The following is a 23,806-nucleotide window of genomic DNA, read 5'->3' as shown; positions in this document are numbered from 1 at the left end:
TTTCCGCCCGGGGAACGTCCCATGAGCGTTTCGGACAGCGTGTCTTTCAGACAGCCGGCATGTCCGGACCCATCCGGTTGTGGATCGCGTCCTGTACCTCGGCCTCCTCGGCCGGGTCGTCCGCGAGCCGTCGCAGCCGCTCCGCCACGCGCGCGTCGACGAGCTCGGCGTGCTGGGCGGCCACTTCTCTGGTGGTCTCCTCGCAGTCCCACAGGCACTCGACGGCGAAGCCGGCGGCGAAGGAGGGATCGGTGGCGGCGAGCGCGCGGGCGGTGCGGCCGCGCAGCTGGGAGGAGGCGGTCTCGCGGTAGACGTGCCTCAGTACGGGTGCGGCGCAGCCGATGCCGAGGCGCTCCGCGCCGTCGACGAGGGGGCGCAGCAGGGGCGCGTCGGGTCCTTCGGAGCGCACGCACTCGCGCAGTGCGCCGAGCACGAGCTGGGCGTCGTCGGCCTCGCCCCGGCAGGCAAGGACGCCTGCGGCGGCGGCCCCGAGCGCGTCGGGCCGGTGCACCCAGCCGCGCGCGCGGTCGACGGCCTCGGGCCCGCACATCCGCTCGAAGGCCTGAACAGCGGCTTCGGCGACGGTCGGTGAGCCGGCGCTCACGGCGGCCTCGACCAGATCCAGGACGCGGGCGTCGCGCGACTCGGCGAGATAGTGCAGGGCGGCGCAGCGGGCGCCGTCCGAGCCGGTGCCGGCCGCTTCGACGATCTCCTCGCGGTCGTCGGGTCCGGCCACCGCGCCCAGGCAGCGGGCGGCGGGCAGCGACAGGTCGGCGCCGCGCTCGCGGCCCTCCTCGGCCCACTGCAGGACCGCCGCGACGCTCCAGCCGGGGCGGGGCCCGGACGGCCGCATCTGGCGCTGCCATCGGTCGAAGGACCCGGCTTCCTGGGCGGCGCGCACGCGCGCGCCCACCGCGTCCCGCATGTCCTCGGCCCACAGCCGCCAGGGCCGGGGCTCGAAGGCGTCGCGGACGGTGGCGGCGAGTTCGGCGTCGCCCTCGGGGGTGCCGGGGAAGCGGGCGAGCACGGAGTCGGCGAGGGCGCGCAGCCCGGCGTCGTCGTCGCGCAGCGCGAGCTCGTCGAGCGCCCAGCCCCAGTTGGCGCCGTGCACGGCGTACCGGCGCAGCAGCAGCAGCGCGTCGTCCCTGCCGTAGGAGGCGAGGTGGCCGAGGACCGCGAGGGCGAGCCCGGTGCGGTGCTCGTCGCCGTCCAGGACGTCCTCGGTGCTGAACAGATGGGCCTCGATCTCGTCGAGTCCGCCGTCGAGATCCAGGTAGAGGCGCGCGTAGTACAGGGAGCGGTTCTCCACCTGCCAGTCGTGGCGGGGGTCGCTCAGTACACAGTGGTTCAGGGCCGCCAGGGCTTCTGGGCGCGGGGCGGCGAGCGCGTGCAGGGTGCCGTCGCCGCGGCCCCTCTGCAGCAGGCCGAGCAGCGTACCGCTCGGCGCTATGACTGGATCGAACATGGAAATAGCCTCACATCAAGCTGTCGACGCAACCGGGATTCGTGCCGTGCCCTAGTAGGCCGCGCGCCAACATGTTCGGCCGTCCGTCGTCTTCCGCTTGTTGTGGACCATCTTCCTGCCTCTCGTCGTGGCCCCCGATGTAAGGACCCTGCCCCGGATGTAGGGGCTCGTCGTCATGATGACCCAGGCATTTCGCCACCGCGACCACATTTACGAGCCCCTCTCACCAGGTACGCAGGGGGCACCCGGCGCAAACCTCAGCGTTCGCCGAAGAGTGCGAGCAGTTCCGTCTTGCCGAACATGCGTGCGGTGTCGAGCGCGGACGGCGTCCCGGCGGAAGGATCAGCTCCGCCTGCGAGCAGGGCCTCGATCACCGCCTGTTCGCCCTTGAAGACCGCACCCGCGAGCGGGGTCTGGCCGCGGTCGTTGGGGCGGTCGGCCTCGGCGCCGCGCGCGAGCAGCGCGGACACCGCCTCCGCGCGCCCGTGGTAGGCGGCGAGCATGACGAGCGTGTCGCCCTTCTCGTTGGTGAGGTCGGGCGAGACCCCGGCGTCGACGTACGCGGCGAGCGCCTCGCTGTCGCCCCGGCGCGCCAGATCGAAGATCTTGGTCGCCAGCTCGACCACCTCGGGATCGAGGGCATCGCTCATCGGACGGACCGCCTTTCACACCGCTGAGCCGCCGCTCGCGACGCCGGTGACCTGGCCCGTACGGCACCGACGCCGTACGAGTGAATCGACAGGGTACTGCCCGCCGGGGCACATGACCCGGCCAGCCCGGGGCAGAGCTCACCGCGAGTGACACCCGCTCGCCCGGCGGCCGCACAGTGTCCCGCTCCCGACCCCGTTCCGTATCCGCCACTCCAGTGAAAATCGCAGAATTTCACTCGATTGCAGCTTTTATCACATAGATACTTCCTGTGATCCTGGAAGAACTCATGGTGACTGTCCCCATCTACCAGGAGAACTCCTCATGATCCTGTCCATCTCCGGCGTCGTCCTGCTGGGCATCATCACCTTCCTCTTCTTCAAGAAGGACGGCCTGAAGCCGTCGCACGCCCTGGTCTGCTCGCTCTTCGGCTTCTACCTCGCGGGCACGGCCATCGCCCCGAGCATCAAGGCCGGGGGCCAGAGCCTCGCGAGCCTGCTGGGCGGGATCAAGTTCTGACCTGCCGCAGTCCCCATCACCCCCACAGGAGACCGACGTGGCCCGGCGACCGCTTCCCCGCATTCTGAGCAGCACCAGCGTCCCGATCGCCCGCAGCCGCGAGATCGCGCGCACGGCCGCCGACAGCGCCACCGACGTCCTCCATCCGCTCATCACGATCAGCCGCGGCCTGCGGCGGATCGCCGCGGGACTGCGGGGCCGGTGGGCCGCCACGCCCAAGGAACGGCGTGGTCCCGCGCTGTTCCTGGTGGCGGCCGTCGTCCTGGTGGTCGCGCTCATCCCGTACGGGCCGCTGCTCGCCCTGATCACGGTGATGGCCGCGGCCGCCTGGCAGGGCCGCGAACGCACCCCGGTGAAGACCGGGCCCGACGACGCGGAGCTGGGCCGCCTGAAGGCCCTCTACGAGGCCCTGGTGCCCTACTTCTCGGTACCGGAGGACCCCAGTCCGCTCTTCGCCCACGGCGGGGAGTGGACGACGGCCTTCAGTGAGTACGCGTTCGACGACGCGGGCCGGATCACCTGCCTCCTGATCCGCTACCCCGCGTACTTCATGGACGGCGAGCCCGAATGCCGCGCCCGGATCGAGCAGCTGCTGCACGCCAAGTCGGGACGCGGCCGGGAGTACCGCTTCGAGTGGGACGAGGAGGGCAACCAGCTGGTCATGCGCGTCCTGGACGCGCTCTCCACCTCGATCGCCGCCCAGCACTTCGTCGTCGGCCCCGGCGAGACGGTCCTCGGCTTCACCGACGCCGACGCGGTGCAGCGGACCGTGCCGGTCGTCGACGGCGAGGGCGGGCGGGACGCGCCGCCGGTCGTCTGGCGCACCGGCCCGCGCTCCACCGAACCGCATCTGCTCGCCGTGGGCGAACCGGGCAGCGGCACCACGACGTTGCTGCGCTCCATCGCCCTCCAAGCGCTCCAGCACGGTGACGTACTCGTCGTGGAGGGCAGCGGCACCGGCGAGTACGCGTGTCTGACCGGGCGTACGGGAGTGCTCGCCGTGGAGTGCGGGCTCGCGGGGGCGCTCGCCACCCTGGAGTGGGCCGCGCACGAGACCGAGCGCCGGCTCATCTCCGCCAACCGCGCCCGCCAGGCGGGCCATCCGACCCCCGACGACATCAAGCGGCCGCTGTGGATCCTGCTCGACCGGCCCAGCGTCTTCGGCCACCTCGCGGCCGCCGACGGCCGCCCCGACCCGCAGCAGTTGCTCCAGACCCCGCTGCGGCACGGGCGCGCGGCGGGTGTGACGGTGGTGGTCGCGGAGCAGTTCGACAGCCTGGAGGCGCTGTCCGAGCCGGTACGCACGCACACGCGCGCGCGGGTCGTGCTCGGCCCGTGCACCACGGACCGCGCCGAGTCGGTGCTCGGCGCGCCTCCGCACACCACACCGACCGCGGCCGTGCCGCCCGGCCGCGGCTACGCCCGCCTCGGCACCGGCCCGGTCCTGCGCCTCCAGGTCCCGGCGACCCCGGACCCGTACGACGACGCGACCAGCGAGGCACACCGCCAGGCCGTCCTGGAGCTGCTGCCGGGGCGCGATGTGCCGGTGGAGGCGGTACCCCGCGAGCAGGAGGCGGTGCCGGCGGAGGGCTGAGACACCCTCCGCCCCACGGGCCTAGGCCACGAACGTACGGGGCGACTCGCCCCCGTTGCTCGCGCCCTTCTCCACCAGCCGCGCCGCCGCCGCGAGCCGCGCGGCCGCTTCGTCGGCGACCGGCCCGCTCACCGTGAACGGCAGCCGTACATACCCCTCGAAGGCACCGTCGACGCCGAACCGGGGGCCGGACGGGACGCGTACGCCGACCCGCTCCCCCACCTCCGCGAGGCGCGAGCCCGACACGCCTCCCGTACGCACCCAGAGCGTGAGGCCGCCCACCGGCACGTCGAACTCCCACTCCGGCAGCTCCCGGCGCACCGCCGCGACCAGCGCGTCACGGTTCTCCCGGGCCTGGGTGCGGCGCAGGTCGACCGCCTGCTCCCAACCGCCCGTCGCCATCAGCCAGTTGACGGCGAGCTGTTCCAGGACGGGCGTGCCCAGGTCGGCGTAGGCGCGGGCGGCGACCAGGGAGCGGATGACGTCGGGGGCCGCGCGCACCCAGCCGATGCGCATCCCCGCCCAGAACGCCTTGCTCGCCGAGCCGACGGTCAGCACGGTCGAGCCCGCCGGGTCGAACGCGCAGACCGGGCGCGGCATGTCGACCTCGTCCAGCCACAGCTCCGACATGGTCTCGTCGACGACGAGCACCGTGCCGGCCGAGCGGGCCGCGTCGACGAGCGCGCGGCGCTGGTCCTCGTCGGCGAGCGCCCCGGTCGGGTTGTGGAAGTCGGCGACGACGTAGGCGAGCCGGGGCGCGGAGTCGCGCAGCACCTGGCGCCAGCGGGGCAGGTCCCAGCCGCGCAGCCCCTCGGCCATGGCGACCGGCACCAGACGGGCCCCGGCCTCGCGCATCAGCTGGAGGATGTTGGCGTACGAGGGCGACTCGACGGCGATCCGCTCGCCGCGCCCGGCGAAGAGATGGCAGATCGCGTCGATGGCGCCCATAGCACCGGTGGTGACCATGATCTGCTCGGGCATCGTCGGGATGCCGCGCGCGGTGTAGCGGTCCGCGAGCATCTGGCGCAGCGCGGGCAGCCCGGCCGGGTAGTCGCCGTGCGTGTGCGCGTACGGCGGCAGCTCCTCCAGGGCGCCCTGGACCGCGCGGGTCAGCCACGGCTCGGGCGCGGGCAGCGCCGCGCAGCCCAGGTCGATCATGGAGCCCAGTGACTCCGGCGGCAGCGGTTCCAGGCCGCGCGCGGGCAGCGGATTGCCCGCCGGGACCGCGGTCCAGCTGCCCGCGCCCCGGCGGGACTCCAGGAACCCCTCCGAGCGCAGCGCCTCATAGGCGGCGGCGACGGTGGTGCGGCTCACCGAGAGCGCGAGCGCGAGTTCGCGCTCGGCGGGCAGCCTCGCGGCCACCGGAACCCGTCCTTCCAGGACCAGGAGCCGGATCCCGTCCGCGAGTGCCCGGTAGGCGGGCGGCTTGCGCGTGCCCGCTCCCGCCGGGCGGGGCTGCTGTGCGTTGAGCTGACGGGCGAGCTGTGCCGGCCCGACCGCCGAGGTCCACTGCGCCATGGAAGTCAGTCCACCTTCCCCGAATTGGCCATGGTTGGGATGGGTTTCCCAGCCACAGAGTGTCACGAGTCGGTCCACCACCACCAGACAGGGGGGCATTCACGTGTCCACGCATCTCACCCGGAGACTGCTTCAGCTCTACGTCGGCCTGGCGCTGTACGGCATCAGCGCCGCGCTGCTGGTGCGCAGCGGACTCGGGCTCGAACCGTGGGGCGTGCTGAACCAGGGGGTCGCCGAGCGCGCCGGGCTCAGCATGGGGACCGTCTCGATCATCATCGGCGCGCTCGTCCTGCTGCTCTGGATCCCGATCCGGCAGCGGCCCGGCCTCGGCACGGTCTCCAATGTGTTCGCCATCGGCCTCTCGATGGACGCCACCCTGTCCCTCGTACCGGACATGCACGGCCTGCCCGCCGAGATCTCCATGATGGTCGCGGGCATCGTCCTGAACGGCGGCGCGACCGGTCTGTACATCGCGGCCCGGTTCGGACCCGGCCCGCGCGACGGTCTGATGACCGGGCTGCACCGGGCGACGGGCGGCTCCATCCGTCTGGTGCGTACCTCGATCGAGGTCGTCGTCGTGGCGACCGGCTTCCTGCTCGGCGGCACGGTCGGCGTCGGCACGGTCGCCTACGCCCTGGCCATCGGCCCGCTCGCCCAGTTCTCCCTGCGCCTGTTCGCCGTCCCCGAGCAGCCCGCGGAACCGGTCGCCGTCATGGCGCCGACACCGGAGCGGGCGATACTGCCCGGGTGACTCGCGTACGCCACCCCTACCTTGACCACCCGACGCCGATCCCCTTCGCCCACCGGGGCGGGGCGGCGGACGGCATCGAGAACACCGCCGCCGCCTTCGCACGGGCGGCGGCGGCCGGTTTCCGCTACTTCGAGACCGATGTGCACACCACGGTCGACGGCCGCCTCGTCGCCTTCCACGACGCCACCCTGGACCGGGTGACCGACGCGGTCGGCAGGATCGCCGATCTGCCGTGGGCCGAGGTGAGCCAGGCACGGGTGGCGGGCCGCGAGCCGCTGCCGCTCTTCGAGGACCTGCTCGACGCGTTCCCGGACGCCCGCTGGAACGTCGACCTGAAGGCCGGGTCCGCGCTCGTCCCGCTGATCGAGCTGATCCGCCGGACCGACTCCTGGGACCGGGTGTGCGTGGGCTCCTTCTCGGAGGCGCGGGTCGCCCGTGCACAGGAGCTGGCGGGCCCGCGCCTGGCGACCTCGTACGGGGTACGAGGGGTGACCGCCCTGCGGCTGCGCTCCTTCGGAGTGCCCGCGCCGCTGCGGCGGGGCGCGGTGTGCGCGCAGGTGCCCGAGTCCCAGAACGGGATCAAGGTGGTCGACCGGCGCTTCGTACGGACCGCGCACGCCCTGGGCCTGCAGGTACACGTATGGACAATCAATGATCCCGATCGGATGACGAAACTCCTGGATCTCGGAGTCGATGGCATCATGACCGATCATCTGGAGACGCTGCGCACGGTACTGACCGACCGGGGAGTCGGGTTCTGACACCCCGCGCGCGCCCGACGGGGACAAGTGAGAGGGCGCGGGCTTGACCGCCGAGACCATGGGCCGGGCCGCCGAGGCGGCGCCGGACACCGACCGCCGCCGCGAGCAACGCGGCTGGTACTTCTACGACTTCGCGTGCTCGGTCTACTCCACGACCGTACTGACCGTGTTCCTCGGTCCGTATCTCACCGCGATCGCCAAGGACGCCGCCGACGCGGACGGCTTCGTCCACCCGCTGGGCGTCCCGGTCCGCGCCGGATCGCTGTTCGCGTACGCGGTGTCGGCCTCGGTGATCCTCGCCGTGGTGCTGATGCCGGTGGTGGGCGCCGCCGCGGACCGTACGGGCCGCAAGAAGCCGCTGCTCGCGGCGGCCGCGTACACCGGGGCCGCCGCGACCACGGGCATGTTCTTCCTCGACGGCCACCGCTATCTGCTCGGCGCGGTGCTGCTGATCGTCGCCAATGCCTCGCTCTCGGTCTCGATGGTGCTCTACAACGCCTATCTGCCGCAGATCGCCGGGCCCGAGGAGCGCGACCAGGTCTCCTCGCGCGGCTGGGCCTTCGGCTACACGGCCGGCGCCTCCGTCCTGGTACTCAACCTGATCCTCTACTCGGGTCACGACAGCTTCGGGCTCTCCGAGGGCGCGGCCGTACGGATCTGTCTCGCCTCGGCGGGGCTGTGGTGGGGCGCCTTCACGCTCGTACCGCTGCGGACGCTGCGCGACCGGGGCGTGCCCGCCGGGCACACGCCTGCCGAGGGCCGGGTCGGCGCCGGGTGGCGGCAGCTGATCTCGACGCTGCGCGACATGCGCGCGCGTCCGCTGACGCTGGCCTTCCTCTTCGCGTATCTGATCTACAACGACGGCGTGCAGACGGTGATCTCGCAGGCCTCTCTCTACGGCTCCGAGGAGCTGGGGCTCGGCCAGAACACGCTGATCGTCGCGGTGCTGCTGGTGCAGGTGCTCGCGGTGGCGGGGGCGCTCGGGATGGGCCGCCTCGCCCAGACGTACGGCGCCAAGCGCACGATCATGGGCTCGCTCGCGGTGTGGGCGGTCATCCTGGGCACCGGCTTCTTCCTGCCCGCGCACTCCCCCGTGCTCTTCTTCCTTCTGGCGGGAGCCATCGGGACCGTGCTCGGCGGCAGCCAGGCGCTGTCGCGGTCGCTTTTCTCACACCTGGTGCCCAGCGGCAAGGAGGCCGAATACTTCTCGGCCTACGAGATGAGCGACCGTGGACTGAGCTGGCTGGGGCCACTGGTGTTCGGCCTCGCGTACCAGCTGACCGGGAGCTACCGGGATGCGATCATCTCTCTCGTACTGTTCTTCGGCGTCGGTTTCGTCCTGCTCGCCCGGGTGCCGGTGCGGGCCGCCATCGAGGCCGCCGGGAACCCCGTTCCGGCGCGGATTTAGACGTTGAAGTGAAAGGCCGGTAGTGTACGCCTTTGGCCTGCCAGGCGGACCGTTACTGCGTGCTCAAGTAGTGAAGACGCTGGGTGACATCTGCTGCCAGATGTGACAAACCGGGCACTGGTGGGTACAACAAGGGGCGGCACGACGGCGACACATGACCCACAACGGGAATCTTTAACGCCGACCGGACGTTGACCGGATGACGACGACAGCGACACCTGTCCTGTGGGCGACAAGCCCGGGAGGCACGATTCATGAGTGAGCGAGCTCTTCGCGGCACGCGCCTCGTGGTGACCAGCTACGAGACCGACCGCGGCATCGATCTGGCCCCGCGCCAGGCGGTGGAGTACGCATGCGAGAACGGACATCGATTCGAGATGCCGTTCTCGGTGGAGGCGGACATCCCGCCGGAGTGGGAGTGCAAGGCGTGTGGCGCCATGGCACTCCTGGTGGACGGCGAAGGTCCCGAGGAGAAGAAGGGCAAGCCCGCGCGTACGCACTGGGACATGCTCATGGAGCGGCGCACGCGTGAGGAGCTGGAGGAGGTTCTGGCCGAGAGGCTGGAGGTTCTCCGTTCCGGCGCGATGAACATTGCCGTGCATCCGCGCGACAGCCGTAAGTCCGCGTAGGCGCGCAAGCGCTCCGGCGGACCTGTGAGTTGAGGGCCGGCCACACCGTTTCGGTGTGGTCGGCCCTCAGCGTTTTTCTGAGGCCGTCGGCCGACGTGCTCCCGGGCCCGTCGGCCGACGTGCTCCCGGGGCCGTCGGCCGACGTGTTTCAGAGCGTCGGCCGACGTACGTGTCTCAGGGTGTCAGCGGCGGGCGGGAGCCCTGGTCGTGGCGGTCGCCGGGGGACGCGGGGCCGGCGTCCTCGCGGATCACCTCACCCTGCACCACCTTGCCGTCCGGCTGGTGAATACGGGCCTGCGTGAAAGCGTCGCCGAGGCTTCCGGGAGCGGCCATGCGCATCCGCTTCTCCAGCGAGCGCTCGGCGAACCGGCCGACCGCCTTGCGCACCGGCGGGACCAGGCAGAGCAGCCCCAGCACATCGGACATCAGGCCAGGCACGATCAGGAGCAGGCCGCCCAGCATGGTGAGCGCGTTGCCCTCGCTCGCGCCGCGCGGCCCGGGGCCCGGCGCCCCGAACTGCTGCTGCTGGAGCTGCTCGGTGAGGCTGCTGAAGGCGCGGCGCCCGGCCCGCTTGATCACGTATCCGCCGAGCACGGCGCCGCCGACCAGCAGGGCGAGGACCGTCAGGCCGCCGGCGGCGCTCGCCACCATCATCAGCAGCCAGATCTCCACGAGGAGCCAGGCGGCGATCCCCAGCGGGACCAGGGTGCGGGCGCGGGACCGCTTGGGCGCGGTCGGGGGCGGTGTGCCGGTCATCATGCTCCCAGTGTGCCTGGGAGCATGACAGGACGGCGTAAAGGGGGGATGAGGGCCCGGGGATCAAAGCCCCCGCAGGCGCCCGGTGGGCTCGCAGCCCGGGGTCAGGAAGGCTTGCGGCCCAGGAGCTTGTTGGCGCGGGAGCCGACGCCCCACGCGGTGACCCGCCACAGCGCCTCGACGACGATGTCGTTGCTCATCTTGGAGTCGCCGTACTCGCGCTCCATGAAGGTGATCGGCACCTCGACCACGTGGTACCCGGCCGCGACGGCCCGGCGGGCCAGGTCGACCTGGAAGCAGTAGCCCTGCGAGGCGACCTCGTCGAGCCCGAGGCCCTCAAGCGTCTCGCGCCGGAAGGCCCGGAAGCCGCCGGTGACGTCGCGGATCGGGACGCCCAGGAGCAGCCGGGAGTACGTGGAGCCGCCGCGCGAGAGGAACTCGCGGGACTTGGGCCAGTTCACCACCCGGCCGCCCGGCACCCAGCGCGAGCCGAGGACCAGGTCGGCGCCCTTGAGCGCGGTGAGCAGCCGGGGCAGCTCCTCGGGCTGGTGCGAGCCGTCGGCGTCCATCTCCACGAGGACGCCGTAGCCCTTGTCCAGGCCCCAGCGGAAGCCCGCGAGGTAGGCGGCGCCCAGGCCCTCCTTGCCCTTGCGGTGGAGGACGTGGACGTGATCATCCGTGCCGGCCAGCTCGTCGGCGATCTTGCCGGTGCCGTCGGGGCTGTTGTCGTCGGCGATCAGGACGTGGGCCTCGGGGACCGACTCTCTGACGCGGGAGACGATCGGCTTGATGTTCTCCGCCTCGTTGTAGGTCGGGATGATCACCAAGGCTCTGCCGAGCGGGCCGTATCGCCTCTGACCGCCGTCGTTCACTGCTGCCCCTTATTGTCCGTACGCAGGGCACCACCATAGCGAGCGGTCCGGGTGGCGGTGCACCGCGAGGTCCCGGGGTGTCGGAATGGGGGCCCGGCGCCCTTCGGGCCGGCCTGGGACCCGCTGGCTGCGGGTCGAACTGGAGCCGTTGTCTACTGAACGTCCGGGCCCCATCCGGGTCGCACCCTCCCCCGCGCTCCCGGGGGAGCAGGGGGGATCCCCCGAGCGGCAGAAACCTTCTGCCGACCGGACGTCCTGTGGTGGACCCGGCCGAACCTACCGGCCGGTGGCCGCTTCCTGTCAACAGTCGTGCGACCTGCGGTGTCGAGGGAAACCCCCAGGTCAGTACGGAGGATCCGCAGGTGGCGACGGCGCCGGGAGGGCAGCCTGTCGGCCGTACGAATCGCCCTTACGTCACTCGTTCGGCCGGACGAAGACCGTTTGTCCGAACACCACCGTGCGCAGACAGACGGGCAGCTCCGCGCCCGGCGTGAGGTCCGGCAGACCCGGGGTGCCCGAGCGCGGGTCGGTCGACCAGCGCGCCACCCGGTCGTCGGGCGCCTGCACCACGAGCTCGTCCGTGCGCCACACCGCGTAGTCGGCGGGCGCGCCCGGGACCAGGGTGCCCGCGTCGTCCCGGCCGACCGCGCGCCAGCCGCCCCGGGTGTGGGCGGTGAAAGCGGCGCGGACCGAGACGCGGTGCTCGGGGGTGCGGTGGAAGGCCGCCGCGCGCACGGTGCCCCAGGGGTCGAGCGGGGTGACCGGCGAGTCGGAGCCGAAGGCGAGCGGCACCCCGGCACGCAGCAGGGCTGCGTACGGGTTGAGGGTGCGGGCCCGCTCGGCGCCCAGGCGCTGGGCGTACATGCCGTCCTCGCCGCCCCACAGCGCGTCGAAGGCGGGCTGTACGGAGGCGGTGAGGCCGAGCTCGGCGAAGGCGGCGACCGTCTCGGGGGTGAGCATCTCGGCGTGCTCGACGCGGTGCCGGGCGGCCCGCACGCGCGCCAGGCCCACCTTCGCGGCGGCCGCGCGCACGCCCTCGACGACGGCGGTGACGGCCGCGTCCCCGATGGCGTGGAACCCGGCCTGGAGCCCCGCCTCGGTGCAGGCGGCCACATGGGCGGCCACGTCGGCCGCGTCCAGGTGGGCGGTGCCGGTGTGGGCGGCGTCCGCGTACTGGGTGTGCAGGCAGGCGGTGTGCGAGCCGAGGGCGCCGTCGACGAACAGGTCGCCGGCCGCGCCGATCGCGCCGAGTTCCCGGATACGGTCGGCGTCCTTGGGGCCGGTGACGCGGTCGGCCCAGTAGCCGAAGACGCGAGGGCCCGCCTCGTCCCGGGCGAGCTTCAGGAGCGCGGTGAAGTCGTCCTCGTCGGAGATCTCGGGGCCGCCGCACTCGTGGACGGTGCCGATGCCGAGCGAGGCCGCCCGGGCCAGCGCGGCCCGCTGCGCCTCCTCGCGCTGGCGCGGGGTGACGGCGGCGTGCGCCGCGGCCCGTACCGCGTGGTGGGCGGCGGCGGTCAGCGGGGCGTCCGGGTGGAAGCCGTCGAGGGCGGTGACGCCCGGGACGCGGTCGAGCAGCGCGGTGCTGGCGACGGCCGAGTGGACGTCGATGCGCGGCAGGTACAGCGGGCGCCCGCCGGTGGCCTCGTCGAGCTCGGCGCGGCTGGGCGGCGTCTGCTCGGGCCAGCGCGCGGAGTCCCAGCCGTGGCCGAGCAGTACGTCGTCGTCGGGCCGCGAGACGGCGTACGCCCGTACCGCCGCCAGTGCCTCGGTGCGGGTGCGGGCCGACGACAGGTCCAGGCCCGTGAGCGCCAGGCCGGTGGCCGTGGTGTGCACATGCGCGTCGGTGAACGCCGGGGTGACCAGGGCCCCTTCGAGGTCGATCACCTCGTCGACGCCGGACGCGAAGGCGTCGGCCGCGCCCTCCGAGCCGACCCAGGCGACATGCCCGCGCTCGACGACCATGGCGGTGGCGAACGGATCGGCCGGGCTGTGGACGTCCCCGCCGCGCAGCAGCACGGTGCGGTGTTCGCCCTCACGGTCGGGCAGCGGGGCGACGGTTCGGGCCGGCAGGGCGGCGGCGCTCTCGGAACTCATGGGAACAGCCTAGATACGCGGCGGCCGTGCCTCGTACGGGGTCGAGAGAACCACGGTCGTCCGGGTGGAGACTCCGGCCAGGGTGCGGATGCGGGTGAGCAGGTGCTCCAGCTCCAGGGGGGTCGCGACGCGCACCTTGAGGATGTAGTTCTCGTCGCCCGCGACGCTGTGGCACGCCTCCAGTTCCGGCACGCCCGCCAGGCGGTCCGCGATGTCGTCGGGCGCGCTCGGGTCGAACGGCTTGACCGAGATGAACGCGGTCAGCGGCAGCCCCACCGCCTCCGGGTCGACGACGGCCGCGTAGCCGCGGATGACTCCGCGCTGCTCCAGGCGGCGTACCCGCTGGTGCACCGCCGAGGTGGACAGGCCCGTGGCCTTGCCCAGGTCGGTGTAGCTCATCCGCCCGTCCTTGACGAGCAGATCCACGATCTGACGGTCCAGCTCCTCCATACGGATCAACCTATTCCCCCAGGTCCCCTCCGGCACAGTCGGCGACAACCGGAAGGGGCACCTGCGGGCGGCATGTGACGAATACCACAGGGCTGTGAGGGGCTGCGGCGGGGTCGGGCGGTTACGGCGGGGGCATGGCGGGAATTGCTTGCTGTGGTCGCGGCGACGGCACCAAGCCGGCCCACCCGAGGGGGAGAACCCAATGCAGAACATGAAGCGCGGCGGACGTGTGTCGGATGAACGCACCGGTCCGGAGCCCGTCGATCCCACCGTCGAGGACGACCTCGACGACGAGGTGACGGCGGACGCCTACGACACCTTCGAGATGTACCGGGTGATCTGCCCGGACTGCGCGCAGCCGATCGCGCTGCTTGCGGACGAGACCGTCCTGCCGGAGCACGCGCTGTGCCCGAGCCCGTGGAACCCCTTCGTCCTCACCGTGTGCGCCGGGACCGGCCGCGCCGCCGCGCAGAGCCGGCCCGCGGACACCTCCCTGGACGTGCAGGAGCAGGACACCGCGCTGCTCCTGACGCTCCCCCAGAGCTTGGACTGGCGCACCCAGCCGTTCTCCCACGTCGGCGGCCCGGGCTCGCGCCCGCTGCGCGTCCCGGGGATGCGGCGCGCCGCCTGACACCTCACTCCCAGTACGTTCCGCGCACCATCGCCTCCAGGCTCGCCCGGTGCAGGATCAGTGCGTCCGGGTCCTCGGGGACCCGGACCTCGCCGAAGTGCAGCTGGCGGTAGGCGATCCTGAGCATCACGATCGCGTGCCGCAGCGCGGCGTAGAGCGTGTGGAACTCCATCGCGCGCGGGGTGTGCCCGGTCAGCTCGGCGTAGCGCGCCTCGATGTCGGCGCGCCGCAGGAAGTCCGGCAGCCCCGACTGGCCGAAACTCACCGTCAGATCCTGGAAGAAGCGGTGCAGATAGACGGTCCAGCCGAGGTCGAGCTCGCGCGGGCCGAACGCCGCCATCTCCCAGTCGAGTACGGCCGCGGGCTCGAAGCCGTCGTAGACGATGTTCCCGATCCGCGCGTCGCCCCAGCAGAGCACTGCGGGGCCCTCGTCGACGGGCCAGTGTGCGTCGAGCCAGGAGAAGGCGGACTCGATGAGCGGGGATCCGGACAATCCCTCAACTACCCATGCGTAGTACGCCCGTTGAGAGGCGACATGACGTCGCAGTGGTGAGCCGTCGCCCTCCGGGAGCAGGAAGGCGGCCGCCTCCGCCGGGATCTGGTCGTGCAGCCGGGCGAGGACATCGACCGTGGCGTCCTGGAGGCGCGCCCGCTCGGCGTCGCTCGCGGAGTGCAGCCAGTTCCCCTCGTACGTGTACGGCATGACGTCGGGCGGCACGCGCCCCTCCGCGCGCTCCATCACGAAGAACGGCGCACCCAGCGCCGTGGGGTCCTCTTCCAGCCACAGCACCCTCGGCACCGGGACATCACTGTGTTCGGCGACCAGCCGCATCACCCGGTGCTGGCGGGCCATGTCGTAGACGGGGAAGACGGTGTACGCGGCCGGGTCGGCGGCCAGCCGCAGGGCGCAGCCGCGCACCGGCGCACGCGGGTGGTCGAGCCCGAAGAGCAGGGTCTCGCTCGACATGCCGTTGGAGGACGGGACATGGACGTCGATGACCTTGGCTCCGGGCAGTTTGGCGTCGAGCCAGCCGGTGAGCCTGCGGCCGAGCGCGTCGGGGTCGCGCGTGGTGGTGCGGGGGCGTGGCGCCGTGGCCATGGCGTTTCCCTTCTCGGGGAGGGCGGGACCGTACGGGCTCAGGGCGCGACGGACGTGAAGTCCGTGAAGCCGCTGGGGTCGTGGCGGCCGAAGCTGCCGTGCTCGAAGATGCCGTAGCCGGTCCGCCCCTCCAGCGTGAAGCGGGCGGCGTGGTCGGTGACTCCGTAGGCCGCCATGGGGTGGGCGGCCGGGTCGGAGAGGTCGTAGACCCGCCGGTCGGTCCAGGCCCGGCCCTGCCAGGTGCCGTGCTGCCAGTCGTCGGCGGGCGGATATCCGGCGCCGACCGCGAGCGGGGACGAGGTGAGGACCTCGACGCCGAGTTCGAGGGGCTTGCCGGCGGCGTCGGTGAGATGGACGGCCGCGCGTTCGGGGTGGCGGGTGCCCGGGCGGTACGCGATGTCGGCCCGGGGCCAGCCGAGTTGGGCGTCGGGGTGGCCGTCGCGGACGAGTACGGCCTCGTTGAGGGCGCGGTAGCCGTCGGCGTCCTCCTGGGTGATCACCATCAGGAAGCGGTCGTCGAAGCGGACCGGGACCCAGAGCCAGTGGAACCCCTCGGGCCGGTACTCCTCGCCCCGCCCCGCCTCCTCGCCCGGGATCGGCCGCACCCCCCAGCTGCGGTCCCGGGTGCCGGTCCACTTCCCCGAGGCGACGGGTATCTCCTCGCCCCCGACCCGGATCACCCCGTCGCAGCGGCCCGCCTGCACGAACCGCCGCCCTTCCAGGGTGAGCCGGTCGCCCCGGCGCTGGACGTGGTGCGGCTCCCACACGGCCGGGAAGCCGGCCTGCCAGGTGATCTCGTACGAGAGCGAGTCCGGGTCGGCCGGATCGGCCGCGCAGTGCAGGGTGAGGCGGCGCAGCGGCTCGTCGACGGTGATGCGCAGCGGGCCGACCGAGAGGTCCATCCGGTCGTCGCCGAGCGCGTCCGAGGCGCGTACGGCGTGCAGCCGCTCGCCCAGGCGCAAGGTCGCGTAGGCGTCGATGACCCCGGTGTTGGGGTAGACGCCGAGCCCGGCGATCAGCAGGGCGCGGCCGTGGTGGTCGAAGACGTGGAAGATGCAGCGGTCGTAGGCGTTGCGGTCGCCGGTGGCGACGTGTTTCAGCGAGAGCGGGACCTGGTGGATCGGGTATTCGTCGAGTGCGATCGGACGGTCCTGGGACACGGCAAACCTCCTGGACGACAGGAAGGTGACGGTACGTCAGAAGCCGTGAAAATCCAGCCCCTTGGACCGGTCGACCCATGCCGACCGGTCCCTGGGGCGTCAGCGGGTCTCGGGCCCCGCGAGGTGGCGGGCGATGACCATGCGCTGGATCTGGTTGGTGCCCTCGACGATCTGGAGGACCTTGGCCTCGCGCATCAGGCGCTCGACCGGGAAGTCGGCGGTGTAGCCGTAGCCGCCGAGCACCTGGACGGCGTCGGTGGTGACCTTCATCGCCGCGTCCGTGCAGAACAGCTTGGCCATCGCGGCCTGCCGCGAGAACGGCCGTCCGGCGTCGCGCAGCCGCGCCGCCGCCAGATACAGCGCCCGGCCCGCCTCGATCTGGGTGGCCATGTCCGCGAGCATGAACCGCAGGCCCTGGAAGTCGGCGATCGGCCGGCCGAACTGCTGCCGTCCGGTCGCGTACGACAGCGCCTCGTCGAGGGCGGCCTGGGCGACGCCGACGGCGCAGGCGGCGATCCCGAGGCGGCCCGAGTCGAGCGCGGAGAGCGCGATCGCGAAGCCCTGGCCCTCCTCACCGATGCGGCGGCTGTCCGGCACCCGTACGCCGTCGAAGTGCAGCTGGGCGGTGGGCGAGCCCTTCATGCCCATCTTCTTCTCGGGCGCGGCGGCCGTCAGGCCCTCGGCGTCGCCGGGGACCAGGAAGGCCGTGATGCCCTTGGAGCCCTCGGCGCCGGTGCGGGCGAGCACGGTGTAGAAGTCGGCGATGCCGCCGTGCGTGATCCAGGCCTTGGTGCCGGTGATCACCCAGTCGTCGCCGTCTCTGACGGCTTTGGTGCGCAGCGAGGCCGCGTCGGAGCCGGAGGACGGCTCGGAGAGGCAGTAGGCGCCGAGCAGGCCGCCGCCGAGCATGGCGGGCAGATGGTCGGCCTGCTGCTGCTTGGTGCCGTAACCCGCCAGCGCGTGGCAGGCCAGCGAGTGCACGCTGACGCCGAGGCCGACGGTCAGCCGCGCGGCGGCGAGCTCTTCGAGGACCTGGAGGTACACCTCGTACGGCTGGTCCCCGCCGCCGAACTCGGAGTCGTACGGGAGACCGAGCAGCCCGGACTCGGAGAGCAGCGAGAAGACCTCGCGCGGAAAGGCACCGGCGTCCTCCTGCTCGGCGGCGTGCGGAGCGATCTCCCGCTGGACTATGTCGCGTACGAGCGCGACGAGGTCGCGGGCCTCCTCGGTGGGCAGCTGTCGGTCCACCGGCTGCGGGGCGCGGTCGGGCATGGCGGCGCTCTCCTCCCTGTCGGGCGCTTCGGCGGTCGCGCGCGCAGGGTGTGGCGGCGCCGCCGGGTGACTCTGCCGATCAGCCGATACCTACCCTCCCGGATCACGGAAGCCGCAGGTTGGTGGCCGTGGCGCTGTGAGTATGCCCGATCGGACGCGTCCCGTCACGGGGTCCAAGATCACGGTTGAGCATGGGCCGAACGGGGGAACGGCGAGTCCCACGGGGCGACCGGCCGGGTGGCCCGGCCGCCCCGTCCCCGCCGTGGCTAGCCCGGCTCGGGCGACGGGCAGGTGGGCTCGAACTCTCCGATCGTGTCCAGTGTCTGCCGCAGCATCCGCACCAGCAGCTCCCGCACGGTCTCGCGAGCGGGCTCAAGGGATCCCAGCCACTCCAAGGTCACGCTCTCCACACACCCCATCCAGCCGAGCAGCGCGAGCCGCGCGACCACGGGGATGTCCCGTCTGCCGTAGGCGCCCTCGGCGATGGTGGCGATCAGCTCCGCGCGCACGGCGTCGCGTATCGCCTGCACCTCGGCGTCGAAGCCGACGCCGCCGGTGACGATCGTCCGGTACGCGGCCTGATGGTGCTCGGCGTAGAGCAGATACCCCTCCATCGTGCGCCGGACGCGGTCCGCGCGCGGCAGCTCGGTGTCGCTCGCGGCCCGGGCGACCAGGTCGGCCACCGAGTCCTCGACGATGGCCAGGTAATAGCCGCGTTTACTTTTGAAGTAGTAGTAGATCAGGCCCTTGGCGACCCCCGCGTGCTTGGCGATGTCGTCCATCGACAAGGCGTCGTACGAGGTGTCGGCGAACAACTTCCGGCCCGTTGCGATGAGTTCGGAGCGACGGACCTGGGATCTCTCGGTCGCGCCTCGCTGTTGACTATTATTCAAATTCGGCCCTAGTCTCCAACTGCCACAGGATCTCCGCAGTATGGCAGACCTGCGCACGCACTCCCCCTGCACCGCTGGACGACGGACGTACGGGAGGATCAAGTGAGGGCAGACAGGCGGCCGTTGGCCGAGGGTAGAACCGCCTGGAAGAAGACCGCGCTCGTCGCGATGCCGGCGGTTCTCGCCGTCGGGATCATGGCGAATGTGATGGCCGAGGGCGCGCTCGCCGCCTCGTTCGCGGTCTCCGGCACCAGCTTCCAGGTGTCGTCGGGGAAGCTGACCAGCCAGGGCCTCGCCTCGTACGTACAGACCGACAGATCCGTCGACGGCAAGGGCCACCCGGTGGCGCTGCTCGGCATCGGTGACGCCAAACTCAGTGACATCTGCCAGTCCGCCCAGGTCAAGACCCCGCTCGGCACGGTCGTGTTCAAGCTGACGGCGGGCGGCGACGCGGGCGAGGTGACCGCGAGCAATCTGGTCATCGACGGCGAGGACCTGGTCGGGGACGCCCGCTTCGGCACCGCCGAGATCGGCCGGGACGCCTCGGCGCTCGACCAGGTGCCCGGCGTCCACGGCGAGAAGGGGAAGTTCGGCCTCCAGGCCGGGGACATCGAGGTCGCCGGGGTGCGCTCGCACGCCTGGTCCGCGACCGGCGGGAACTTCCGGCTGAAGGGCATGCGGGTCGCTGTGAGCATCGGCGGGAAGCAGTGCTTCTGAGCGAGGGGTGGCTGGAGAGGCGGCTGCCGCTGCCGGACGCCCGCCGCCTCGCCCGACGCTGGCGCCGCACCCGCCCCTTCTGGGCCGGGCTGCTGCTGATCCTCGGCGGCGCGGAACTGCTGCTTGTGCCGCTGTCCCCGCTGACGATCCTGGTCAGCCTGGGGCTCGGCGGGATCGCGGCCATCGGCATCGGGCTCGCGCTGATCGTCGCCGGACTCTTCCTGTGGTTCCTGCCGCACACCCGGCACTATGTGTCGATCAACGCGCTGCTCCTGTCGGTACTCTCGTTCGTCGCGACCAACCTGGGCGGGTTCCTGGTCGGGATGGGGCTCGGCATCATCGGCAGCGCCATGGGGTTCGCGTGGACGCCGGTGCGCGAGCCGGAGATACCGGACGCGGTGGAGGCGCGCGGCACACGTACGCTCGCGGCCGCGCTGCCGGTGGCGCTGCTGATGACCCTCGGCGCCCCGGCCACCGCACGCCAGTCGCCCGCGCCCGGCACGGTCGAGGTGCCGCGCGTCACGCCGACGGTGACCACGACCCTGTTCGCACCGAACGGCTTCCTGCTCGCCGGGGTGCGCACGGTGCCGAGCGCGGGCGGCCCGGTCAAGGTGATGGTCCTGAAGATGAACTCGGCCTCACTCACCGACTACCGCCTGAGCACCCACGACGGCCATGACGAACTCGCCCTGGGCGCCGACTCGTTGGACCTCAGTGGCGATGTGACGCTCTACCTGACCAAGTTCAGCGGCTGCCTGGAAGGCGTCCTCTGCCTCACCTTCACCCCGGACAAGCTGCCGGTGCCGCCGGTCGTACCGCCCTTCGTCTTCATGACGAACGTGCGCGCCGAACAGGCCCTGGTCACCTCGGACTTGATCGTCGCGGGCGCGCTCAAGCTGGCGGCGTCATAGGAAACGGAGAGGAGGCGCGATGATCCAGATCCAGGCGGCCCTCTTCTGGGCGTACGGAACGGGCGCGGCCTTCGCCGTCTCGGCGGGCCGCCAGCTCCAGTGGTGGGAGCGCTCGGTGTACGGCGAAGGGGTCCGCACCCGCAGCCGCGCCGCCAACCCGTATCTCGCACTCACCCTGCTGTACGCGGCGGTGCTGCTCGTCCCGAGCGGACTGTTCATGATGTGGCACAACCCGTCCTGGGCGACCATGCAGGTGGCCGCCGACCACGGTGACCTATGGGCGGGGTTCGTGCTCTTCTACGCGGGCGGCATCGTCGTCGCCACCCTGCTCGGATTCCTCGCGGCCCAGCTCCTGGTCCTGGTCGGCGCGGGCTACTGGGCCTACCTCCAGAGCGTCGGCGGGCACTTCCTGCTGTTCGGGACGCTGATCCACGGCTGGGACGGCAACGGCTACCGCAGAACGCTCACCACGAGCGTGCGTGCCTATGCCGACTGGCCGCAGGACAGCGTGGTCAACAATGTGCTGCGCTTCGCGACCTCGGGGACGTTCCTCGCGCTGCTCGTCCTCGGCTCGGCGGTGCTCGGCACCCTGTTCCTGACCGAGATCGGCTGGCTGATCGAGGGCTGGCAGCTGCCGGGCGCCGACGAGGACCGCAAGGTGCCCCGGGTGGTGGCCGTGGGCATCGCGGCCGCCGGGGTCTACGGCCTGCCGTTCGCGGGCGCGCTGGGCGCGAGCCTTCTCGTACATCTGACGGGATGGGCGGTGGGCCTGCCCGTCTTCGCGGTGCTCGCGGGTGTGACCCTGCTCACCCGGCGCTCGCCGGTGCGCCGGCTCTACGGCCTGGTGGGCGTCCCGGGCCGGCACTGGAAGGCCGGCCTCCAGGTCACAGCAGCCCGACCTGGGTGACCAGCATCGCGAGCACGACGACGAGGGTCCAGCCGAGCACGTGCTCAAGGAGGCGGGGGCCGTCGTCCTGGGGGCCGCCGGTACGGGCCCTCAGCTCGGCCAGGGCGCGCGGGTCGTCGGCGGTGGTCGCGTGCAGGGTCATGGGAACTCACTCGGTCGTCGAGAGCGGACGGTCCCCCCGGGTGACCGTCTCAGAGTGCCAGCGGATGCGGCCCCGGCGGTAGAGACGTTGGTCACGCCCCCGGGGCCGCACTCCCAGCTCAGGTCCGTACGCCCACCGAGGCGAGCGCCCTGCGGATGTGCTCGCCGGGGTGCGCGGGCCAGTACAGATAACAGACGCCGCCGGTGCCCGAGACGACCTTGCCGCTCGCGTTGTACCGCTTGGTCCGCAGCCAGATGTTCTCCCACTCGCGCCGCAGATAGACACGGCGCACGGCCGGGTCGTTCGGCGAGGCCGGGTCGTTGGCGATCACGTCGCCGCCCGGCGTAAAGCCGATGACCGTCATCAGATGGCCGGAGGTGCCGTAACCGGCGCCGGTGAGCTCGGTCTTGAGGAACGACTGCGACGTTATGGCGGCGACGCCCGCCCGGATCAGCCTCTCCAGGTCGTTCAGCGAGCCGAGCCGCGTCACGACGGCGCTCATGTCGCGGTACGTCGTGGCGTACGCGGCGTTGAACGGCCAGTTGCCGCAGCCCTGGTACTGGTAGTCGTACGTGAACCGGGCCGCCTGGCAGACCTGGGGGTCGGCGAAGGAGGGGTCGACCCAGGCGAGGTCGGCCGGGGTGGGCTTGCGGCCCCAGTACTCGATGATCATCTGCGAGGAGGTGGGGCTGCACCAGGCCTCGCCGCCGTTGTCGTACTGCGGGTACTGGCCCTTGTGGATCTCCTGCGAGTAGCGCGGCACGATCAGCTCGCCCGCGTGCGTCGGGGTGGAGGCGGGCACGGTGAAGCGGTCCGGGATGTCCGAGGCCATCGCGCCGAGCCGCCACACCGTCGGGGTGAGGCGGGTGCCGGGGGTGCGGTAGAGGGTGAGGCGCAGCCGGTAGGCGGCCAGGCGCAGCCCGCTCGCCGCGTTGTCGATGGAGAACGTGTCCGTGTAGATCGTGCTCTTGCCGTCGCTCTGGCCGTCCACCGAGGTCCGCCGGATGTCGGCGTCGCTGTCACCCGCCGTCCAGCGGCCCATGACGTACGCGGGGGTCGCGGTGGAGTCGGAGTACGTGCCGAGCAGCTCGACCTGGAGCCAGGTGCCGGCCGGGGTGTGCGCGTTCCAGTGCGCGATGACCTCGGTGGCCGGGACGGCCGAGCGGTGCACCGGCGAGGTCCAGGTGGCGTACTCCCAGGTGGCCGTCTTCTTGGTGTGCGGGTCGGTGTAGTCGGTGCGGCCCGCCGGGCGGGCGATGACCAGGCCGGGACGGCGGCCCGGCACGGCCCGCGCGCCCTCCTCCTCACCGGAGCGCCAGTCGGGGTACGAGGTCCAGGCGCGGTTGTCCACCAGCGAGGGGATGCCTTTCGAGGGGCGGCTCGCGGCGGGCCGCGCGGCCTGCGGGGCGGCGGCCGCCGAGGCCGGGACGGCCGTGCCCGCGGCCGCCGCCAGCGCGGCGGCCAGGACGGTTCTGCGCGGGGTGGAACTGGTCATGATCGGGACCCCCAGTCGGAAGGATGGGGCGGTGGGCGCACGACAGTGGGCCAACTATCGCGGGTCCCGGCCGACTTCTGCCAGTGACGCGCACCGCGCCGCACCACCAATATGGGTCTGGACCACTGGCGTGACCTGCGGCGCCGATGTGGATCCAGGGATCTAGGGTGGAGGGCATGGCAGAACTCGACGCGATCGCGGCCCTGGTGCGCGCCTCGGCTCCCTCCTGCGGGCCGGTCCGGCTGATCGGTGTCGACGGCCACGCGGGTTCCGGCAAGTCGACCTTCGCCGCGCGGCTCGCGGCGGCGCTCGGCGGGGCGCCGGTGGTGCATCTGGACGACCTCGCCACGCACGAGGAGTTCTTCGCCTGGACGCATCGGCTGCGCGAGCAGGTGCTCGACCCCTACGCACGAGGGGAGGCCGGGCGGCTCGCCGTATACGACTGGAATGTGCGCCGCTTCGGGGAGCCCGCCGCCCTGGAGCCCGCGCCGGTGGTGATCATCGAGGGCGTGGGGGCGGGCCGGCGGGCGGTGCGGCCGTGGCTGGCGCTGCTCGTGTGGATGGAAATGGCCGCCGAGGCGTCCTGGGAACGCGGACGCCGAAGGGACGGAACGGCTCTTTCCGGCTTCTGGGACGAGTGGACGGCGGCGGAGATGCGCCATTTCACCGCGGATCCATCCCGTCCGTATGCCGATGTGCTGGTACGTCAGGGTCAGGTGGGGTATGAGTGGCACCAGAGGCGCGATTCCGCACCCACCGCACACCGTTCCGTCACGGACCGTGATGACCTCCCCCCACCCCGCTGAACCGTCGTAAAACCGCCCCTCCCAGAGGCTCAACTCCGCTTGACCCAAGGGCCGTACAGGTCTTACGTTCTGAATGTGCGGCTTTCCGGAGCCGCCGCAGACGCGAAGCCCCCGGTTGTTCCCCCGTGATCGGGGGCTTCGTTCTGCCATTCCAGCGTCTTGATCGCACCGCGTCGACGCTTTTCGCTCACCCTCGGTCACCGGCCACGTCGTGCTGCCGCTCCCCTCTCCGCACCCTTCGGTCCGGGGCCCCCTCGCGGGTACGATGCACCTGGTGCGGTCAATTCCCGTCAATTCCCTTCTGTGAA

At 72.1% G+C, this 23,806-nt stretch carries 24 protein-coding genes; 11 read left to right on the top strand and 13 right to left on the bottom strand.

Annotated elements, in window-relative coordinates:
* Positions 1-46: 46 nt before the first annotated feature.
* Positions 47-1,465: a HEAT repeat domain-containing protein gene (locus ACT1U9_RS26925; RefSeq protein WP_444535196.1), complete on the bottom strand. Its 1,419-nt coding sequence runs from the start codon at positions 1,463-1,465 to the stop codon at positions 47-49.
* 257 nt (positions 1,466-1,722) lie between these two features.
* The gene (locus tag ACT1U9_RS26920; protein ID WP_444535195.1) at positions 1,723-2,115 is read right to left on the bottom strand and encodes an ankyrin repeat domain-containing protein; all 393 of its coding nucleotides are present in this window, start codon (positions 2,113-2,115) and stop codon (positions 1,723-1,725) included.
* Between the two features lie 322 nt (positions 2,116-2,437).
* On the opposite strand from ACT1U9_RS26920, the gene ACT1U9_RS26915 reads away from it, so the two are divergent.
* Both ACT1U9_RS26915 and ACT1U9_RS26910 read left to right on the top strand, forming a co-directional pair.
* On the top strand, positions 2,438-2,632 hold the full coding sequence (locus tag ACT1U9_RS26915) for a hypothetical protein (protein ID WP_188275064.1): 195 nt from the start codon (positions 2,438-2,440) through the stop codon (positions 2,630-2,632).
* Positions 2,633-2,669: 37 nt separating this feature from the next.
* Positions 2,670-4,226, top strand: a complete 1,557-nt coding sequence (locus tag ACT1U9_RS26910; protein ID WP_444535194.1) for a hypothetical protein — start codon at positions 2,670-2,672, stop codon at positions 4,224-4,226.
* Positions 4,227-4,247: 21 nt separating this feature from the next.
* On the opposite strand, the gene ACT1U9_RS26905 is transcribed toward ACT1U9_RS26910, so the two are convergent.
* Positions 4,248-5,744 (bottom strand): SCO1417 family MocR-like transcription factor, encoded by a 1,497-nt coding sequence (locus ACT1U9_RS26905; RefSeq protein WP_444535193.1) that lies wholly within the window; start codon positions 5,742-5,744, stop codon positions 4,248-4,250.
* On the opposite strand from ACT1U9_RS26905, the gene yczE reads away from it, so the two are divergent.
* From yczE to ACT1U9_RS26885, 4 genes are all read left to right on the top strand, one after another.
* On the top strand, positions 5,743-6,495 hold the full coding sequence (gene yczE / locus ACT1U9_RS26900) for a membrane protein YczE (RefSeq protein WP_444535192.1): 753 nt from the start codon (positions 5,743-5,745) through the stop codon (positions 6,493-6,495). The genes ACT1U9_RS26905 and yczE overlap by 2 nt on opposite strands.
* The gene (locus tag ACT1U9_RS26895) at positions 6,492-7,256 is read left to right on the top strand and encodes a glycerophosphodiester phosphodiesterase (RefSeq protein WP_444535191.1); all 765 of its coding nucleotides are present in this window, start codon (positions 6,492-6,494) and stop codon (positions 7,254-7,256) included. Before yczE ends, ACT1U9_RS26895 begins: the two co-directional genes overlap by 4 nt.
* A gap of 58 nt (positions 7,257-7,314) precedes the next feature.
* Complete coding sequence (locus tag ACT1U9_RS26890) at positions 7,315-8,664, top strand: MFS transporter (RefSeq protein WP_444539260.1); 1,350 nt, start codon at positions 7,315-7,317, stop codon at positions 8,662-8,664.
* 254 nt (positions 8,665-8,918) lie between these two features.
* Positions 8,919-9,293: an RNA polymerase-binding protein RbpA gene (locus tag ACT1U9_RS26885; protein WP_067155573.1), complete on the top strand. Its 375-nt coding sequence runs from the start codon at positions 8,919-8,921 to the stop codon at positions 9,291-9,293.
* 174 nt (positions 9,294-9,467) lie between these two features.
* Here ACT1U9_RS26885 and fxsA read toward each other — a convergent pair whose 3' ends face one another.
* The 4 genes from fxsA to ACT1U9_RS26865 form a co-directional block, all read right to left on the bottom strand.
* On the bottom strand, positions 9,468-10,052 hold the full coding sequence (gene fxsA / locus ACT1U9_RS26880; protein WP_444535190.1) for an FxsA family membrane protein: 585 nt from the start codon (positions 10,050-10,052) through the stop codon (positions 9,468-9,470).
* A gap of 101 nt (positions 10,053-10,153) precedes the next feature.
* Entirely contained in the window at positions 10,154-10,921 is a 768-nt protein-coding gene (locus ACT1U9_RS26875; protein ID WP_444535189.1) for a polyprenol monophosphomannose synthase, read from the bottom strand.
* A 414-nt stretch (positions 10,922-11,335) separates the two neighbouring features.
* Positions 11,336-13,015 (bottom strand): amidohydrolase, encoded by a 1,680-nt coding sequence (locus ACT1U9_RS26870; protein WP_444535188.1) that lies wholly within the window; start codon positions 13,013-13,015, stop codon positions 11,336-11,338.
* 9 nt (positions 13,016-13,024) lie between these two features.
* Complete coding sequence (locus ACT1U9_RS26865; protein WP_361428293.1) at positions 13,025-13,465, bottom strand: Lrp/AsnC family transcriptional regulator; 441 nt, start codon at positions 13,463-13,465, stop codon at positions 13,025-13,027.
* 202 nt (positions 13,466-13,667) lie between these two features.
* Between ACT1U9_RS26865 and ACT1U9_RS26860 the strand changes: the two genes are divergently transcribed.
* The gene (locus tag ACT1U9_RS26860) at positions 13,668-14,096 is read left to right on the top strand and encodes a hypothetical protein (RefSeq protein ID WP_444535187.1); all 429 of its coding nucleotides are present in this window, start codon (positions 13,668-13,670) and stop codon (positions 14,094-14,096) included.
* 4 nt (positions 14,097-14,100) lie between these two features.
* Here the strand turns inward: ACT1U9_RS26860 and ACT1U9_RS26855 are convergent, their stop codons facing one another.
* From ACT1U9_RS26855 to ACT1U9_RS26840, 4 genes are all read right to left on the bottom strand, one after another.
* On the bottom strand, positions 14,101-15,195 hold the full coding sequence (locus ACT1U9_RS26855) for a phosphotransferase family protein (protein WP_444535186.1): 1,095 nt from the start codon (positions 15,193-15,195) through the stop codon (positions 14,101-14,103).
* A 38-nt stretch (positions 15,196-15,233) separates the two neighbouring features.
* A complete protein-coding gene (locus ACT1U9_RS26850; protein WP_444535185.1) occupies positions 15,234-16,355 on the bottom strand; it encodes a hypothetical protein in 1,122 nt (373 codons plus the stop codon).
* Positions 16,356-16,454: 99 nt separating this feature from the next.
* Positions 16,455-17,627 (bottom strand): acyl-CoA dehydrogenase family protein, encoded by a 1,173-nt coding sequence (locus ACT1U9_RS26845; protein ID WP_444535184.1) that lies wholly within the window; start codon positions 17,625-17,627, stop codon positions 16,455-16,457.
* A gap of 266 nt (positions 17,628-17,893) precedes the next feature.
* Positions 17,894-18,520: a TetR/AcrR family transcriptional regulator gene (locus tag ACT1U9_RS26840; protein ID WP_444535183.1), complete on the bottom strand. Its 627-nt coding sequence runs from the start codon at positions 18,518-18,520 to the stop codon at positions 17,894-17,896.
* A 168-nt stretch (positions 18,521-18,688) separates the two neighbouring features.
* On the opposite strand from ACT1U9_RS26840, the gene ACT1U9_RS26835 reads away from it, so the two are divergent.
* The 3 genes from ACT1U9_RS26835 to ACT1U9_RS26825 are packed head-to-tail and all read left to right on the top strand — an operon-like array spanning position 18,689 to position 21,055.
* Positions 18,689-19,237, top strand: a complete 549-nt coding sequence (locus tag ACT1U9_RS26835; RefSeq protein WP_444539259.1) for a DUF6230 family protein — start codon at positions 18,689-18,691, stop codon at positions 19,235-19,237.
* Positions 19,228-20,148, top strand: coding sequence for a DUF6114 domain-containing protein (locus ACT1U9_RS26830; protein WP_444535182.1), 921 nt, complete (start codon positions 19,228-19,230; stop codon positions 20,146-20,148). The genes ACT1U9_RS26835 and ACT1U9_RS26830 overlap by 10 nt, the downstream gene beginning before the upstream one ends.
* Before the next feature lie 19 nt (positions 20,149-20,167).
* Positions 20,168-21,055 carry a hypothetical protein gene (locus ACT1U9_RS26825; protein ID WP_444535181.1) on the top strand — a complete coding sequence of 296 codons (888 nt, stop codon included), beginning with the start codon at positions 20,168-20,170 and terminating at the stop codon, positions 21,053-21,055.
* On the opposite strand, the gene ACT1U9_RS26820 is transcribed toward ACT1U9_RS26825, so the two are convergent.
* The gene (locus ACT1U9_RS26820) at positions 21,033-21,197 is read right to left on the bottom strand and encodes an SCO1431 family membrane protein (protein ID WP_188275079.1); all 165 of its coding nucleotides are present in this window, start codon (positions 21,195-21,197) and stop codon (positions 21,033-21,035) included. The genes ACT1U9_RS26825 and ACT1U9_RS26820 overlap by 23 nt on opposite strands.
* A 118-nt stretch (positions 21,198-21,315) precedes the next feature.
* Complete coding sequence (locus ACT1U9_RS26815) at positions 21,316-22,692, bottom strand: peptidase C39 family protein (protein WP_444535180.1); 1,377 nt, start codon at positions 22,690-22,692, stop codon at positions 21,316-21,318.
* A gap of 176 nt (positions 22,693-22,868) precedes the next feature.
* Here ACT1U9_RS26815 and ACT1U9_RS26810 point away from each other — a divergent pair, with 176 nt between their 5' ends.
* Positions 22,869-23,498, top strand: coding sequence for a uridine kinase family protein (locus ACT1U9_RS26810; RefSeq protein ID WP_444535179.1), 630 nt, complete (start codon positions 22,869-22,871; stop codon positions 23,496-23,498).
* Positions 23,499-23,806 lie beyond the last annotated feature (308 nt).

This window comes from Streptomyces sp. BR1, assembly GCF_052373795.1.
In the GTDB taxonomy this organism is placed as follows: Bacteria; Actinomycetota; Actinomycetes; order Streptomycetales; family Streptomycetaceae; genus Streptomyces.
The sequence above is the reverse complement of the archived record's forward strand: the minus strand, read 5'-3'. Positions and strand labels throughout refer to the sequence as shown.

What these genes read in the sequence shown, in the direction of transcription:
- ACT1U9_RS26855 (WP_444535186.1), bottom strand. Translation starts at nt 15,195, where the DNA reads ATGGCCACGGCGCCACGCCCCCGCACCACCACGCGCGACCCCGACGCG.
- ACT1U9_RS26870 (WP_444535188.1), bottom strand. Translation starts at nt 13,015, where the DNA reads ATGAGTTCCGAGAGCGCCGCCGCCCTGCCGGCCCGAACCGTCGCCCCG.
- ACT1U9_RS26920 (WP_444535195.1), bottom strand. Translation starts at nt 2,115, where the DNA reads ATGAGCGATGCCCTCGATCCCGAGGTGGTCGAGCTGGCGACCAAGATC.
- ACT1U9_RS26810 (WP_444535179.1), top strand. Translation starts at nt 22,869, where the DNA reads ATGGCAGAACTCGACGCGATCGCGGCCCTGGTGCGCGCCTCGGCTCCC.
- ACT1U9_RS26905 (WP_444535193.1), bottom strand. Translation starts at nt 5,744, where the DNA reads ATGGCGCAGTGGACCTCGGCGGTCGGGCCGGCACAGCTCGCCCGTCAG.
- ACT1U9_RS26825 (WP_444535181.1), top strand. Translation starts at nt 20,168, where the DNA reads ATGATCCAGATCCAGGCGGCCCTCTTCTGGGCGTACGGAACGGGCGCG.
- ACT1U9_RS26845 (WP_444535184.1), bottom strand. Translation starts at nt 17,627, where the DNA reads ATGCCCGACCGCGCCCCGCAGCCGGTGGACCGACAGCTGCCCACCGAG.
- yczE (WP_444535192.1), top strand. Translation starts at nt 5,743, where the DNA reads ATGGAAGTCAGTCCACCTTCCCCGAATTGGCCATGGTTGGGATGGGTT.
- ACT1U9_RS26915 (WP_188275064.1), top strand. Translation starts at nt 2,438, where the DNA reads ATGATCCTGTCCATCTCCGGCGTCGTCCTGCTGGGCATCATCACCTTC.
- fxsA (WP_444535190.1), bottom strand. Translation starts at nt 10,052, where the DNA reads ATGATGACCGGCACACCGCCCCCGACCGCGCCCAAGCGGTCCCGCGCC.
- ACT1U9_RS26860 (WP_444535187.1), top strand. Translation starts at nt 13,668, where the DNA reads ATGCAGAACATGAAGCGCGGCGGACGTGTGTCGGATGAACGCACCGGT.
- ACT1U9_RS26890 (WP_444539260.1), top strand. Translation starts at nt 7,315, where the DNA reads ATGGGCCGGGCCGCCGAGGCGGCGCCGGACACCGACCGCCGCCGCGAG.
- ACT1U9_RS26835 (WP_444539259.1), top strand. Translation starts at nt 18,689, where the DNA reads ATGCCGGCGGTTCTCGCCGTCGGGATCATGGCGAATGTGATGGCCGAG.
- ACT1U9_RS26925 (WP_444535196.1), bottom strand. Translation starts at nt 1,465, where the DNA reads ATGTTCGATCCAGTCATAGCGCCGAGCGGTACGCTGCTCGGCCTGCTG.
- ACT1U9_RS26820 (WP_188275079.1), bottom strand. Translation starts at nt 21,197, where the DNA reads ATGACCCTGCACGCGACCACCGCCGACGACCCGCGCGCCCTGGCCGAG.
- ACT1U9_RS26865 (WP_361428293.1), bottom strand. Translation starts at nt 13,465, where the DNA reads ATGGAGGAGCTGGACCGTCAGATCGTGGATCTGCTCGTCAAGGACGGG.
- ACT1U9_RS26885 (WP_067155573.1), top strand. Translation starts at nt 8,919, where the DNA reads ATGAGTGAGCGAGCTCTTCGCGGCACGCGCCTCGTGGTGACCAGCTAC.
- ACT1U9_RS26815 (WP_444535180.1), bottom strand. Translation starts at nt 22,692, where the DNA reads ATGACCAGTTCCACCCCGCGCAGAACCGTCCTGGCCGCCGCGCTGGCG.